The organism is Streptomyces luteireticuli (assembly GCF_041519305.1).
Lineage (GTDB): Bacteria > Actinomycetota > Actinomycetes > Streptomycetales > Streptomycetaceae > Streptomyces > Streptomyces luteireticuli.
Genome location: NZ_CP167927.1, coordinates 2,820,397 through 2,833,283 on the forward strand (window position 1 = coordinate 2,820,397; position 12,887 = coordinate 2,833,283).

The 12,887-nt window shown below is 71.1% G+C and carries 13 protein-coding genes; 7 read left to right on the top strand and 6 right to left on the bottom strand.

Annotated features, from left to right (window positions below; all coding sequences use genetic code 11):
* Positions 1 to 72: 72 nt before the first annotated feature.
* From AB8735_RS12005 to AB8735_RS12015, 3 genes are read right to left on the bottom strand one after another with little or no spacing between them, the layout of a single operon-like run.
* Positions 73 to 720: a PhzF family phenazine biosynthesis protein gene (locus AB8735_RS12005; RefSeq protein ID WP_372407110.1), complete on the bottom strand. Its 648-nt coding sequence runs from the start codon at positions 718 to 720 to the stop codon at positions 73 to 75.
* Positions 721 to 750: 30 nt separating this feature from the next.
* Positions 751 to 1,002 carry a DUF6255 family natural product biosynthesis protein gene (locus tag AB8735_RS12010; RefSeq protein ID WP_372407112.1) on the bottom strand — a complete coding sequence of 84 codons (252 nt, stop codon included), beginning with the start codon at positions 1,000 to 1,002 and terminating at the stop codon, positions 751 to 753.
* Complete coding sequence (locus tag AB8735_RS12015; RefSeq protein WP_344032248.1) at positions 1,002 to 1,421, bottom strand: DUF6415 family natural product biosynthesis protein; 420 nt, start codon at positions 1,419 to 1,421, stop codon at positions 1,002 to 1,004. The genes AB8735_RS12010 and AB8735_RS12015 overlap by 1 nt, the downstream gene beginning before the upstream one ends.
* Before the next feature lie 227 nt (positions 1,422 to 1,648).
* On the opposite strand from AB8735_RS12015, the gene AB8735_RS12020 reads away from it, so the two are divergent.
* Positions 1,649 to 2,470, top strand: a complete 822-nt coding sequence (locus tag AB8735_RS12020) for a helix-turn-helix transcriptional regulator (protein WP_344032245.1) — start codon at positions 1,649 to 1,651, stop codon at positions 2,468 to 2,470.
* Positions 2,451 to 2,669 carry a DUF397 domain-containing protein gene (locus tag AB8735_RS12025; protein WP_344032243.1) on the top strand — a complete coding sequence of 73 codons (219 nt, stop codon included), beginning with the start codon at positions 2,451 to 2,453 and terminating at the stop codon, positions 2,667 to 2,669. The genes AB8735_RS12020 and AB8735_RS12025 overlap by 20 nt, the downstream gene beginning before the upstream one ends.
* 303 nt (positions 2,670 to 2,972) lie before the next feature.
* On the opposite strand, the gene AB8735_RS12030 is transcribed toward AB8735_RS12025, so the two are convergent.
* The 3 genes from AB8735_RS12030 to AB8735_RS12040 form a co-directional block, all read right to left on the bottom strand.
* Entirely contained in the window at positions 2,973 to 3,350 is a 378-nt protein-coding gene (locus AB8735_RS12030) for a VOC family protein (protein ID WP_372407115.1), read from the bottom strand.
* 267 nt (positions 3,351 to 3,617) lie between these two features.
* Positions 3,618 to 5,297 carry an HtaA domain-containing protein gene (locus AB8735_RS12035; RefSeq protein WP_372407117.1) on the bottom strand — a complete coding sequence of 560 codons (1,680 nt, stop codon included), beginning with the start codon at positions 5,295 to 5,297 and terminating at the stop codon, positions 3,618 to 3,620.
* A gap of 88 nt (positions 5,298 to 5,385) precedes the next feature.
* Positions 5,386 to 6,657, bottom strand: coding sequence for an HtaA domain-containing protein (locus tag AB8735_RS12040; protein ID WP_372407119.1), 1,272 nt, complete (start codon positions 6,655 to 6,657; stop codon positions 5,386 to 5,388).
* A 340-nt stretch (positions 6,658 to 6,997) separates the two neighbouring features.
* On the opposite strand from AB8735_RS12040, the gene AB8735_RS12045 reads away from it, so the two are divergent.
* The 5 genes from AB8735_RS12045 (at position 6,998) to efeB (ending at position 12,845) form a co-directional block, all read left to right on the top strand.
* Entirely contained in the window at positions 6,998 to 7,984 is a 987-nt protein-coding gene (locus AB8735_RS12045) for a hemin ABC transporter substrate-binding protein (RefSeq protein WP_372411828.1), read from the top strand.
* Positions 7,981 to 9,051 carry a FecCD family ABC transporter permease gene (locus AB8735_RS12050; protein ID WP_372407122.1) on the top strand — a complete coding sequence of 357 codons (1,071 nt, stop codon included), beginning with the start codon at positions 7,981 to 7,983 and terminating at the stop codon, positions 9,049 to 9,051. The genes AB8735_RS12045 and AB8735_RS12050 overlap by 4 nt, the downstream gene beginning before the upstream one ends.
* Positions 9,052 to 9,394: 343 nt before the next feature.
* On the top strand, positions 9,395 to 10,237 hold the full coding sequence (locus AB8735_RS12055; RefSeq protein ID WP_372407124.1) for a heme ABC transporter ATP-binding protein: 843 nt from the start codon (positions 9,395 to 9,397) through the stop codon (positions 10,235 to 10,237).
* A 149-nt stretch (positions 10,238 to 10,386) separates the two neighbouring features.
* Positions 10,387 to 11,523 (top strand): iron uptake system protein EfeO, encoded by a 1,137-nt coding sequence (gene efeO, locus AB8735_RS12060; RefSeq protein WP_344032231.1) that lies wholly within the window; start codon positions 10,387 to 10,389, stop codon positions 11,521 to 11,523.
* A gap of 47 nt (positions 11,524 to 11,570) precedes the next feature.
* On the top strand, positions 11,571 to 12,845 hold the full coding sequence (gene efeB, locus AB8735_RS12065; RefSeq protein ID WP_344032229.1) for an iron uptake transporter deferrochelatase/peroxidase subunit: 1,275 nt from the start codon (positions 11,571 to 11,573) through the stop codon (positions 12,843 to 12,845).
* The last annotated feature ends 42 nt before the right edge of the window (positions 12,846 to 12,887 follow it).

Consider the following 12,887-nt stretch of genomic DNA (forward strand, 5'->3'; position numbering starts at 1 on the left):
CGGCGGGCGCGCGCCACTCGCGCGCCCCCTGGCCGCGACCCTAGGCGGACCGGCCCCCGCGCCAACAGACGATCAATCGGCCATCCTTCGCACCCGGCCGCCGACCTCCACCCTCCCGTCCGGCAGCGGACGGGTGCGGATGCGGGACGCGGCGCCCTGGCGGATGTCCAGCGGGCGGGCCAGTTCGGCGGTCAGGGTCAGCGCCGCCGCGCCCGTCGCCTCGTCCTCCGCGATCCCGTCCCCGCGGCGCGGGAACCCGCGGGCGCGGACGCGGCCCGCCTCCTCGTCCTCCCACGCCCAGGCGTAGAGCCAGCCCTCGCCCGGCGGCGGGGCGGGCAGCGCGTCCACCTCGGCGACGGAGCCGTAGCGTTGGGTCCGGCGGCCGGAACCGGCCCATTCCGGGCGGGCCGTGATCCGGACGTCCTCTCCGTCCCGGTGCACGGGCACCTCCCCGGCCGGGGGACGGAGGACGTCCGCACCCAGCAGCCACGCCGTGCCGATCAGGGGGTGCCCGGCGAACGGCATCCGGACGCTCGGCGTCCAGATGTCGACCACACCGCGGGCCGCGTCGTCCACGAACACGGTCTCGCTGAAGCCGAGTTGCGCGGCGAGGGCCCGGCGCTGTCCGTCCCCGGGGACGGACGCGCCGTCCCGTACGACGCCGAGCGGGTTGCCGCCGCGTCCGTCCTCTCCGACGAAGACCCGTACCACTTCGACCATCGCGCCGTTCCCCCTGTGCTGTGCGCCTGTTCAGGCCGCCGACCATAGCGCGGCGTCTCTCAGCCCCCAACGGCTGATGTGCCACTTCGTGCGCGAGATCACGATCGCGGCGGCGCGGTCCGCGCGGCGGGCGTCGGCCGGGGGCGGAGTCACCGCCGGCGCCGGGCCCGGCGGGCGCAGCGCCCCGTAGTCCGTGAAGCGGCGCGTCCCGCAGTCGCGGCAGCGCTCCACGCCGTTCGCTTTGTCCCAACCGGACGCGTGGCGGCAGTCGTTGGCGAACATCAGCCGATTCCCTTCTTCTTGTTCTTGGCCTCTGCCACGAGGGCCAGTTTCTGGAGGTGTCCCCGGAGTTCGCGCGCCGACTGGGCGAGGCTGCGGGCGTATCCGAACGCGGACCGGAGTCCGTCGCCCGGGCCGACGCGCTCCACCCGGTGCAGCGCCTCGTCCACCGCCTTCTCGGCGGCGACGCGGCGCGGGTCGTCCCGCGGGAGCAGCTCCGCCGCACCGGCCCGGACGGCTCCGGAGGCCGTCAGGATGTAGCGGCGGAGGAGCACCGTCGCGGACGAGACCTTGCCCATGGGCGGCATGATGTGGGCGGGGGCGCCCAGGAGGGAATCGGCGAGGGCGACGATGTCGGCGTCGCACGCCGCTTCGGCGCGGCGTCCTCCGTGGGTCATCCCGGTACCGGGCCATACGGGCATGGGGGTTGGTCTCCTTGGGTGGGGTCACTCGGCCGAGTCGCCGATGAATGCGCCGATGTGCCAATGTGTGGGGCCCGAGAGGGCGGGCATCACGACATGGGGAATCGAACGCAGCGTCGAGGGACGGGAGTTGGCGATCCGGTTCCGGGAACCAGTATCGGGCGGCGCGCCTATGCTCGGCCACATCTGCGGTTTGACTCTTGAAGAGTCCAGTGAGGGATACACCTATGCCCGGTCCGAAGAGCCCCCGATCCGAGAAGCGGTTCGTCGATCCGCTCGGCGCCCTGATCCGCGAGTTGCGCCTGCGGCGGGGATGGACGCAGGCCGAGCTCGGCCGGGCAGTCGGCCTCTCGAACAGCGCGATTTCGAAGTTCGAGAACGGGCAGAAGGTGCCGCCGCGCGACATCGTGTTGAGGCTGGACGCAGCGCTCAGAGCCGCAGGGCGATTGATCGACGAGGCCGATCGCTTGGGGGGACGAGCCAAGAAGTACTCCAGCTACGAAGCCAGGGCATTGACATTCCGCCACCTCACGGAGTTCGTCCCAGCTCTTCTGCAGACTGAGGAGTTCATCAGGGAATCGCTGCGTCGCGGTATGAAGTTCTACGGCGGAGACCTCGAAGAGAATGTGCGATACCGACTGGCCAGGGCTTCACTGATGGATCATCCCGATGCTCCCCAATTCTCCGCCGTCATCGGGGAGAGCGCCCTCCACACACGGGTCGGCAACTCCCACATCATGCACGATCAGCTGTCCAGGCTGATCAGCGCAAGCATGAGGCCGAACGTCCAGATCAGAATTACCCCGTTCGACGGGGACGGGTTGCTCGCGAGGAACGCGAACCTCACGATCATGACGTTGCCCGGTGAGCAGACCATCGTGTATCGGGGTGACCCGATCCAGTCCACCTATGTGACGAAGCCGGACGGTGTGACCGCGTATATCGCCCTGTACGACCACCTCTTCTGCGACGCCCTATCCGAAGAGGCATCGATCGCATTGATTCGCAAAGTGATTGAGGAGAAATACGGTGAGCACCGAACGGACTGACCTAGCCCTCGCCGCATGGCGCAAGAGCACCTACAGCAACGCTGAGGACGAGGACTGCGTCGAGATCACCGACCAGTTCCCCGGCGAAGTCCCCATACGGGACAGCAAATCCCCCGACGGCCCAGCCATAGTCGTCAGAAGCGCCCCTTGGGCCGCCTTCGTCAACGCCCTCGCCACCGCGGCGATCCCGTCCGGCTGAAGCCGCGCCCGGGGGCGGCCACCCTGAGCGGTTTACGTGACACGCGCTCCGCCGCCCGCCCGCTTCGTCGTTGTGCGGACGAAAAGCAGCCGGCTGGGTGGGAGGTGGCGGGGGGCCGTCGCTCGGCGTCCGGTCCGTCGGGGCGGGGGTCCGCCGACGGATCGCATCCAGTGGAAGGTTCCAGCAGGAAACCTCCCCCTTGGGTGACTACAAGCCGCCCCTCGCCGCTTACGGACGGGCGGACGGCAGAGCAGCCGCCACGTAAACCGCCCACCGATGCCGCCCGACAGGCGACCAGTCCCCCTACTGCCGCACCAGGCAGAACGGATGCCCCGCCGGATCCGCGAAGACGCTCCAACCCCGCCCGTCGGGGCCACCGTCCAGCGCCGTCGCCCCCGCGGCCAGCACGGACTCCCGCGCCCGTTCCAAGTCCGCGACCCCGAAGTCGAGATGGAACTGCTGGGGCCGGGCGGGGTCCGGCCACTGCGGCGGCCGGTAGTCCTCGGCCCGTTGGAAGGCGAGCACGAGACCGGCCGCCGTGTGCAGCGTCGCCCAGTCCTCGTCGAGCGTCCACCGGGCGTCCTGCCGGTTCACGGTTCCGCCCAGCACCGAGCGGTAGAACTCGGCCAGCCGCATCGGGTCCGGACAATCCAGCACCACACACTGCAGGTCAGCGATCACCCGCACACCCTACGCCCGGCCTGTCCCGGTCCATCTCCCCAGCGCCGTCAGCGCTATTCGGCCGCACGCCGCCTGCGCCGCACGACGGAACCGGACGCGGGATACCCGGCGCGATCCGAACCGGTGCCGCTTGCCCTTACGCATGGATTCCCCCCGAAATCTCCTCCTCCTACGAGGAGATCATGCCATCCGTGGCGACGGACGGCCCCGCACCGCCGTGAACAGCGGTACGGGGCCGTCGTCGAGCGGTTCCCGGAGCGGCGGCCGTCAGCGCCCCGTCGCCGCGGACTTGCGCCGCGCGCCCCACACCGCCGCGCCGCCCGCGAGGACGAGCGCGGCCGCGCTGCCGGCCAGCGGGCCGGTCGGGGTGTCGGCGCCGGTGTGGGCGAGGGTGTCCTCCGTGCCGGTCACTCCGCCCTTGGCGGCGCCGGTGGTGGAGTCGCCGGTGCCGGTCGTACCGGTGCCGTCCGTGCTGGTGGAGGACGAGCCGGTCGGGTCAGAGGCGGACGAACCGTCGCCGAACGCCGGGAGCTTGACGTCCTTGTCGGTGCTGACGACGGCGCTCACCGGGTCGAGGGCGGCACCCTCCTTGTAGAAGCCGCTGAACGCCTTCGCACCGTCCGCGGTGAGCGTGGCCGCCGCGGCGTTGATGGTGACGAGCCCGCCCTTCGGCTTGAGGGAGTCGGCGGTCAGCTTCAGCTTCGCCACGGTGACGCCGTTGGCGTTGTAGTACGTGCCGCCCTTGCCGCGCTGGTTGGAGGAGACGTCGGCGATCAGCTCCCCGCCGCTCCCGCTGCCCTTGATGCGGAGGTTGGTGAGCTTGAGGTCGAGCTTGTCCTTGCCCTCGTTCTCGTGGCCGATGAACTGGAGAGTGCCATTGAAGGCCGCGTCCAGGGAGGGGGCGGTGGAGTCGAACTTGCCGTGACCCTTGGTGAAGTTGTAGCTGTCGCCCGCCTTCTCGGTGCCGCCGGTGGGGAGGATCCGGCCGTTGGCGATCGACCCGGTGACGTACTTCCGGAACGACTCCTTCACACCCCAGGTGAGCCGCCCGTCCGCGATGTCCCCCGATGTGGCGGCGGTGTTCAGCTCGCCGGACTTCGGCGCGGTGCCGTCCGCCTGCTGCGGTGCGCCCTCCGACGGCTTCGGGTCAGGGTTGCGCGGCAGCAGGCTCTCGTCCGTGGCCGCCTCGGGCTTCCCGGGCACGGAGGCCGGCTTCGGGGCGGTCACAGTGGACTTCGGCTTCGGCTGGGGCTTCGGCTGGGGAGCCGGTATCGCCTTGCCCTGCTTCACCGAGAGGGTGGCCGGGTCGAGGCCGTCGCCCGCCTTGTAGAACGAACTGCCGTGGTACGCGAACGCCTTCGCGCCGTCGGCCGTCAGCTTCGCCGGGATCTTCGGGAAGGTCATGGCCCCGCCCGTGCCACGGCCCGGCGTGACCTTGGAGAGGTCGAGGGAGGCGACGGTGACGTCGTTGCGGGTCTTGCCGTACGAGGTGACGTCGGCCGTGATGCGGCCGGTCTTGCCCTTGGTGACCAGCTTGAGGTCCGCGAACTTGAGGTCCAGCTCCCAGCCGCCGCCCTTCTTCGCGTGGCCGAGGAAGCGCACGCTGCCCTTGAAGGTGGTGGAGACGGCGTGCTGGGACAGGTCGTAGGTGCCCTTGCCGCCGGAGAAGGTGAACGCGCCGTTGCCCTTCGCCTGCTTGGCGCCGTCGGCGACCTGAACCTTGCCGCCGCTGATCGGGCCCGTGACGTAGTTGCGGAAGGACTCCTTCACGCCCCAGGTCAGCGTGCCGTCCTTGAGCTCGAACTTGGCCGGCGGCTTGGCCGCGGCGGCCGGGTCCTCGCCGGTGCCCGCCACCGCGTGGGCGGGCAGGGTGAGTACGGTGGCGCCGAGCGCAGCCGCCGTGGCGACTGCCGCGGCGAGCGCCAGCGGCCTGTGGGATACGGCCATGGTGTCGGTTCTCCTTCGAAGGAAGAGTTCAGCCGGTGCTGAACGGTAGTCAGGCGAAAGGGCGTGCGGGAAGGGGAGGTCCGGTCGGTCACGTGGAGCGCTTGCGGCGCAGGCGTACGACGGCGTAACCGGCGAGGGCCAGCAGGACCGCGCCGCCGGTGACGGCGGCGACGACGGTGGTCGGGGAGACGCCGCTGTCCTCGGAGGACGAGGAGGACGAAGAGGGCTCGGAGGACGGCCCGTGCCCCACGTCCGGCAGCGGCGGCAGCGCCGCCCCCGCGGCCAGCGGGACCGCGAGCGAGACCGGATCCATCGCCGCGCCCTCCGGGTAGAGGCCGCCGAACGCCTTGGCGCCCTGCGCGGTCAGCCTCGCCGGGGCCTCGGCGACGGACGCGAGCCCGCCCTTCTGCCGCAGTCCGGAGGCGTCGAAGGTGACGAGCGGTACGGCCTTCTCCCGCGCGGATCCGGCCCGGTCCACGTCCGCGGAGAGCGTGCCCTTGTGATCCTTCACCTCGACCTCGACGCCGCTCAGCGTCAGGTCGAGGTCCTTGCCGGTGAAGCGGAGGGTTCCGGCGAAGGAGGCGTCGAGCGCGGCGCCGCCGTCCTCGTAGCGGCCCTTGCCGTCGGCGAAGCGGAAGAGCGCGCCGCCCTCGCGGGCGCCGTCGGTCACCTTCCAGGAGCCGTGGGCGATGGAGCCGGTGACGTACTCGCGGAAGGTGCGCCGTACGCCCCAGTCGACGGCGGCGCCGGTGAACTCGCCCTGCTTCCGGGGCTCTCCGGAGGCCGTCGGCGCCTTCGACTCGTGGCGGGCAGTGCCCGTGACGATGTCGGCGGACAGGTTCACCGGGTCCAGCTGCGTACCGGCCGTGTAGTAGCCGGCGAACGCCTCCGCGCCCTCGGTGGTCAGCTTCGCCGGAACTCCGGCGAGGTTGACGGCCGTTCCGCCGCCGCGCAGGTCGACACCGGTGAGGTCGAGTGCGGCGAGCGGTACGCGTTCGCGGGCGGTGACCTTGCCCGTCCCCTTCGCCTTGCTGGTCATGTCGGCGAGGAGGGTGCCGTTCGCGCCCTCGATCCGGACGACGGGGTTGGCGATCGTCAGGTCGAGTTGGGACGAGCCGTCGGGCTTCCTGTGCCCGGTGAAGTGCACGCCGCCGGAGAAGCCGGCCTCGAAGGCGCCGGTGTCCGGCTCGTACGTGCCCTTCGCGGAGTGGAAGCGGAACTGATTGCTCCCGACCGTCGCGGCTCCGCCCCGGAGCTCCCAACTGCCCTGGGCGATCGGCCCGGTGACATAGCTCTGGAACGAGGACTTGACGGCCCAGTCCAGCCGGCCGCCGGACACCTCGCGGCTCTCCGTCGCCACCGCCGTGGTGGCCGGTAGCAGTGCAGCACAGAGCGCCGCGAGGACCGCGAGGGTTACGACGATGGGCGCACGGGCACATCTGTACGGCGACGGTGAGGGCGACGACGACATCGGAGACCTTTCCCGCGGGGCGGTCCGGAACCGGAAGCATCCCGGCGTGGCGACTTAGGTAAGGCTAACCTAAGCTATAGCCCGCAGTCCGTACACCCGTCCCCCGAGGAAAGGCAGGATCGTGCAGCAACGGCAGGCGCTGGACGCGCCGTTGGCCCCGTCACGCCACTCACGCCCCGCCGGTGCCCTCGCGGCCCTGCCGACCCCGGCCGTGGCCCTTGCAGTGCTCATGGCGCTCATGCTGCTGCTCACGGGCTGCGGGAAGGACGGTGGGAAGGATGGCGGCACATCCGCCGGACCGTCGTCCGCCGGGCCGTCGCAGACCGTGGCCGACCGGGTCGAACCCCTGGCGGGCACACCGCCGAAGCCCCAACTCCCGGTCACTGTGCGGTCCGCCGACGGGAGGGACGTGACCGTGCGCTCCGCGGACCGGATCGTCCCGCTCTCCGGGTCCGTCTCCGAGATCGTCTTCTCGCTCGGGCTCGGCGACCGGGTCGTGGCCCGGGACATCTCCGCCACCTTCGAGCAGGCGAGGAAACTGCCGGTCGTCACACGGGCGCACGACGTGTCGGCGGAGAGCGTCCTCTCGCTGAAGCCGGGCGTTGTCCTCGCCGACACCAGGACCGGGCCGGGCGAGGCGCTCGACCAGATCCGTGCCGCCGGGATCCCCGTCGTCCTGCTGGACCTCCCCGCCCAACTCTCCGACGTCGGGCCGCACATCGAGCGCATCGCGGCGGCGCTGGGCGTACGGGACGCGGGCGCGGCGCTGCGCAAGCGGACGGACGAGCGGGTCGGGAAGGCCCGGCAGGGCATTCCCCGCCAGGAGGGGAGGAAGCCCCGCGTCGCCTTCCTCTACATGCGCGGCTCGGCGTCGGTCTATCTGCTCGGCGGGGCCGGATCCGGTGCGTCGTCGCTCATCGAGGCGGCGGGCGGGGTGGACGCCGGCAAGGAGTCGGGGCTGACGAAGGACTTCACGCCCATCACGAGCGAGGCGCTCGCCAAGGCCGCGCCCGACGTCATCCTGGTGATGTCCAAGGGGCTGGAGTCGGTGGGCGGGATCGACGGGCTGTTGAAGATCCCGGGCGTCGCCGAGACGCCGGCCGGGATGGACCGCCGGGTGGCCTCCGTCGACGACGGGGTGCTGCTGAACTACGGGCCGCGGACGGACGCCGTGCTGCGGTCGCTGGTCGCACAGATCCACAAGGGTGACGCATGAGCGGCGCGGCGGCGGTGGAGCGGCGGCGGTCCCGCGCCGTCCGTACCGTGCCCGCCCTCCTCAGCGGCGGCATGACCGCCGCCCTCGTCCTCGCCTGTCTCGCGTCAGCGGGCATCGGCGCCTACGACATTCCGCTCGGTGACGTGGTGGGCTCGCTGCTCCACCGGGCCGGGCTGGGCGGGACGGAGCTGGACCGGGTCGGCGAGAGCGTGCTGTGGAACGTACGGCTGCCGCGGGTGGTGCTGGCGCTGCTCGTCGGTTCGTCGCTGGGGTGCGCGGGCGCGTTGATGCAGGGCGTCTTCGGCAATCCGCTGGCCGAACCGGCCGTCATCGGGGTCTCGATGGGCTCGGCGGTGGGCGCGGTCGCGTCCATCGCGCTGGGGCTGAGCTTCTTCGGCAACTGGACGATCACGACGTGTGCGTTCGCGAGCGGTCTGGTGACGGTGCTGGTGGTGTACGCGCTGTCGCGGTCCGGGGGGCGGGCGGAGGTGGTGACGCTGTTGCTGACGGGCATCGCGATGAACGCGCTGACGGGTGCGCTGATCGGGCTGGGCGTCTTCCTCGCCGACAACGCGCAGGTGTCGCAGATCGCGTTCTGGCAGCTGGGGTCGCTGGCACAGGCGACGTGGCCGAAGGTGCTGGCCGTGCTGCCGTGTGCGGTGGCGGGGCTTTCGGTCGCGCCGCTGTACGCGCGGAAGCTGGACCTCCTGGCGCTGGGCGAGCGCCCCGCGCGCCATCTCGGCGTGGATGTGGAGCGGTTGCGGCTGGTGCTGGTGCTGGTGGTCGCGCTGCTGACGGCGGCGGCGGTGGCGGTGGCGGGGGTGGTGTCGTTCGTGGGGCTGCTGGTGCCGCATCTGCTGCGGATGGCGGCCGGGCCGGGGCATCGGTTCCTGATTCCGGGGAGTGCGGTGGGTGGGGCGCTGGTGTTGGTGTCGGCGGATCTGGCGGCGCGGACGGCTGTGCAGCCGGCGGAGTTGCCGCTGGGGGTGCTGACGGCGTTGGTGGGGAGCCCGTTCTTCTTTGTGCTGTTGCGGAGGGGGCGGCGGGGGCGTGGGGGGTGGAATTGATCCCACGGAGGCGTCCCGCTTCGCGGGGAGTTGTGCCCCTCCCCGCCCTTTCACCGTTTCTTCCGGGGCAAGCCCCGGGACCCGACACCGCGCTCCGCGCGGTGGGCGGGGCTCCGCCCCTGCGCCCCACCGGGGGCTCCGCCCCCTGGACCCCCGTATCGCGGCTCCGCCGCTCGTCCTCAAGCGCCGGACGGGCTGAAATGGCGCGCCGATTCAGCCCGTCCGGCGTTTGAGGACGAACGCGGCGCAGCCGCGTTGCCCCCCGCGCGGCAGCGCGCAAGAAACGGTGAAAGGGCGGGTCCGGGGCACAACTCCCCACCCACCAACCCCCAGGAGACAACACATGCTCAGGCGACGCACCCGTCACCACCCCACCCCCGCACCCCCTCCCCCCGGCACCCCCCTCACCGAAGCCCGCGCCCTCCGCGTCGCCCTCGGAGGACGGCCCGTCCTCGACGGAGTCGACATCCGCATCGCCGCCGGCGAAGTCGTCGCCCTCGTCGGGCCCAACGGCGCCGGCAAGTCCACCCTCCTCGCCGCCCTCGCACGCGACCTCCCCGCCACCGCCGGGGAGGTCGCGATCGGCGGGCGGCCCGCCAGGAGCTGGACCGCGGGGGAACTCGCCCTGCGCCGGGCCGTCCTGCCGCAGAACGCCGAGCTGTCGTTCCCGTTCACGGTCGAGGAGGTCGTGCGGATGGGGCGCGCCCCCTGGGCCGGGACCGAGAAGGAGGAGGAAGACGACGACGTCGTCGACGAGGCGATGCGGCTGACCGAAGTGGCCGGATTTGCACCCCGCCCCTTCTCCGCCCTCTCCGGCGGCGAACGCGCCCGCGTCGCCCTCGCCCGCGTCCTCGCGCAGCGCACCCCGCTCCTCATGCTGGACGAGCCGACGGCCGCGCTCGACCTGCGGCATCAGGAACTCGTCCTGCGCATCTGCCGCGAGCGCGCCGCCGCCGGCACCGCCGTCGTGGTCGTGCTGCACGACCTCGGACTCGCGGGCGCGTACGCGGACCGCATCGCCGTGCTGCACGAAGGGCGCATCGCGGCCGACGGACCGCCTTCCCGGGTCCTCGAAGCGGAATTGATCAGTCACGTCTACGGCCAGGACGTTGAAGTGATCAAGCACCCGACCACCGGTGAACTCCTGGTGATCCCGGTACGGGATGGTCAAAACTTTGCCTCGTGAGAGCAGAATCACGCACCTTCATGGGAACAGGGAAGGCAAGGCTCAGATAAGTTAGGTCGGCCTAATTCGACAGTGCGTTTCGGCCACCGGCTTCGACCGGCCCACCCGCACCGCCGGAATCCGATTCTCCGAGCAAGCCTGGAGCCCGTATGCGAGCCCTCCGCTCCTCCGCCGTCACCGTCGTCGCCGCGGCGGCAGCGCTGGCCACCGTGTCCGGTTGTGCCGAGAAGTCCGACGCCAAGGATTCCGACGCGATACGCGTGACCGCGTCCGACGACAAGTGCGAGGTTTCGAAGACCTCGTTCCCGGCCGGACACGTCAAGATCAATGTGGAGAACAAGGGCTCCAAGATCACCGAGGTCTACGTCTACGCGGCCGACGACCGGATCGTCACCGAGCGGGAGAACATAGGCCCCGGCACCAAGACGGAGATCACCGCCACGATCAAAAAGGCGGGTTCGTACGAAATTGCCTGCAAGCCCGGCATGAAGGGCGACGGAATCCGGCAGAAGATCACCGTCACCGGCGGCGACGGCGCGGAGAAGAAGAGCGACCCGGCCCTCGACAAGGCGGTCGCCGAGTACCGCAAGTACGTCCAGCAGCAGGCCGACGAGACCCTCCCGGCGGCGCAGAAGTTCGCCGACGCGGTCAAGAAGGGCGACCTGGACGAGGCGAAGAAGAACTACGCCCCCTCCCGCACCGGCTGGGAGCGCACCGAGCCGGTCGCCGAGTCCTTCGGTGACATCGACCCGAAGGTCGATGTCCGCGAGGACGGCCTGGAGAAGGGCCAGAAGTGGACCGGCTGGCACAAGCTGGAGAAGTCCCTCTGGGACGACAAGAAGATCACGGATGAGGACAAGGGCCTCGCCGACCAGCTGATCAAGGACCTTGAGGACTGGAAGAAGCGGGTCGGCACCGCCGAGATCACCCCCACCAGCATGGCCAACGGCGCCAAGGAACTCCTCGACGAGGTCTACCGGAACAAGATCACCGGTGAGGAGGAGCGCTACAGCCACACCGACCTGGACGACTTCGAGGCCAACGTCGAGGGCGCCGAGAAGGCGTACGAGCTCCTCAAGCCGGTCGCCTCGAAGCACGACGCCCCGCTGGTGGCCGAGTTGGACAAGCAGTTCGCGTCCGTGAAGAAGGCGCTCGACGCCTACCGCGAGGGCGACGGCTTCAAGTCGTACGACTCCGTCGGCAAGGACGACCGCAAGAAGCTCTCCGACGTGGTCAACGCGCTCTCCGAGCCGCTGTCCAAGCTCGCCGCCGCCGTCGCGAAGTAACGACCAGCAGCGAAGTAATCGTCGGAAGCGACCGGGGGATTTCCCAAATGACTGAGATAACCGAAGAGAACAAGACCGTTCAGCGGCCCTCGCGCCGCACCCTGCTGGGCTGGGGCGGTGCCGGGCTCGCGCTCGGCGCCGCCGTGGCGGGCGGCACGGCCGCCGCGCTCAACGGCGGTGGCGGCAAGGACGCCGAGCCGGCCGCGTCGGCCGGTGACGCCGAGCAGTTCTACGGCGCCCACCAGGCCGGCATCGCCACGCCCGTCCAGGACCGGCTGCACTTCGCCGCGTTCGACGTCACGACGTCGGACCGCAAGCAGCTGATCGCCCTCCTCAAGGAGTGGAGCGCGGCCGCCGCGGCGATGACCGCCGGCCACGAGGTCGGCGAGGGCGCGATCAGCGACAACGAGGAGCTGCCGCCGGACGACACCGGCGAGGCCCTCGGCCTCAAGCCGTCCCGGCTGACGCTGACCTTCGGCATCGGCCCCGGCCTCTTCGAGAAGGACGGCAAGGACCGCTTCGGCCTCAAGTCCCGCCGCCCCGAGGCCCTGATCGACCTGCCCGCCTTCAAGGGCGACAACCTCGACCCGGCCCGCAGCGGCGGCGACCTGTGCGTCCAGGCGTGCGCGGACGACCCCCAGGTCGCGGTGCACGCGATCCGCAACCTGGCGCGCATCGGCATGGGCCGGGTCGCCATCCGCTGGTCGCAGCTGGGCTTCGGCAAGACGTCCTCGACGACGCCGGACGCCATGACCCCGCGCAACATGCTGGGCTTCAAGGACGGCACCCGCAACATCGCGGGCACCGAGACGGACCGGCTCGACAAGCACGTGTGGGTGAGCAAGAAGGACGGCCCCGACTGGATGGTCGGCGGCTCGTACCTCGTCGCCCGCCGCATCCGGATGCACATCGAGACCTGGGACCGCACCTCGCTCAAGGAGCAGGAGGACGTCTTCGGCCGCACCAAGGCCGAGGGCGCCCCGCAGGGCAAGCGGCGCGAGCGCGACGAGCCCAACCTCAAGGCGATGAAGGACGACGCGCACGTACGCCTCGCCCACCCGGACAGCAACAGCGGCGCGACGATCCTGCGCCGCGGCTACTCCTTCACGGACGGCACGGACGGCCTGGGGCGGCTCGACGCGGGCCTGTTCTTCATCGCGTACCAGCGCGACGTCCGCGACGGCTTCGTCCCGGTGCAGACGCGGCTGTCCCGCTCGGACGCGCTCAACGAGTACATCCAGCACGTGGGTTCGGCCGTCTTCGCCGTCCCGCCGGGCGTCCGGGACAAGGACGACTGGTGGGGCAAGGCCCTGTTCGCCTGACAGCCCCGTCCGCCTGACATCCCCCTGAACCGAGGAGAAGCC

Excerpts from the sequence above, each read along its gene's own strand:
- AB8735_RS12020 (WP_344032245.1), top strand. The coding sequence starts at position 1,649 with ATGCCCGGTCCGAAGAGCCCCCGATCCGAGAAGCGGTTCGTCGATCCG.
- efeB (WP_344032229.1), top strand. The coding sequence starts at position 11,571 with ATGACTGAGATAACCGAAGAGAACAAGACCGTTCAGCGGCCCTCGCGC.
- efeO (WP_344032231.1), top strand. The coding sequence starts at position 10,387 with ATGCGAGCCCTCCGCTCCTCCGCCGTCACCGTCGTCGCCGCGGCGGCA.
- AB8735_RS12045 (WP_372411828.1), top strand. The coding sequence starts at position 6,998 with ATGGCGCTCATGCTGCTGCTCACGGGCTGCGGGAAGGACGGTGGGAAG.
- AB8735_RS12055 (WP_372407124.1), top strand. The coding sequence starts at position 9,395 with ATGCTCAGGCGACGCACCCGTCACCACCCCACCCCCGCACCCCCTCCC.
- AB8735_RS12015 (WP_344032248.1), bottom strand. The coding sequence starts at position 1,421 with ATGCCCGTATGGCCCGGTACCGGGATGACCCACGGAGGACGCCGCGCC.
- AB8735_RS12005 (WP_372407110.1), bottom strand. The coding sequence starts at position 720 with ATGGTCGAAGTGGTACGGGTCTTCGTCGGAGAGGACGGACGCGGCGGC.
- AB8735_RS12050 (WP_372407122.1), top strand. The coding sequence starts at position 7,981 with ATGAGCGGCGCGGCGGCGGTGGAGCGGCGGCGGTCCCGCGCCGTCCGT.
- AB8735_RS12010 (WP_372407112.1), bottom strand. The coding sequence starts at position 1,002 with ATGTTCGCCAACGACTGCCGCCACGCGTCCGGTTGGGACAAAGCGAAC.
- AB8735_RS12035 (WP_372407117.1), bottom strand. The coding sequence starts at position 5,297 with ATGGCCGTATCCCACAGGCCGCTGGCGCTCGCCGCGGCAGTCGCCACG.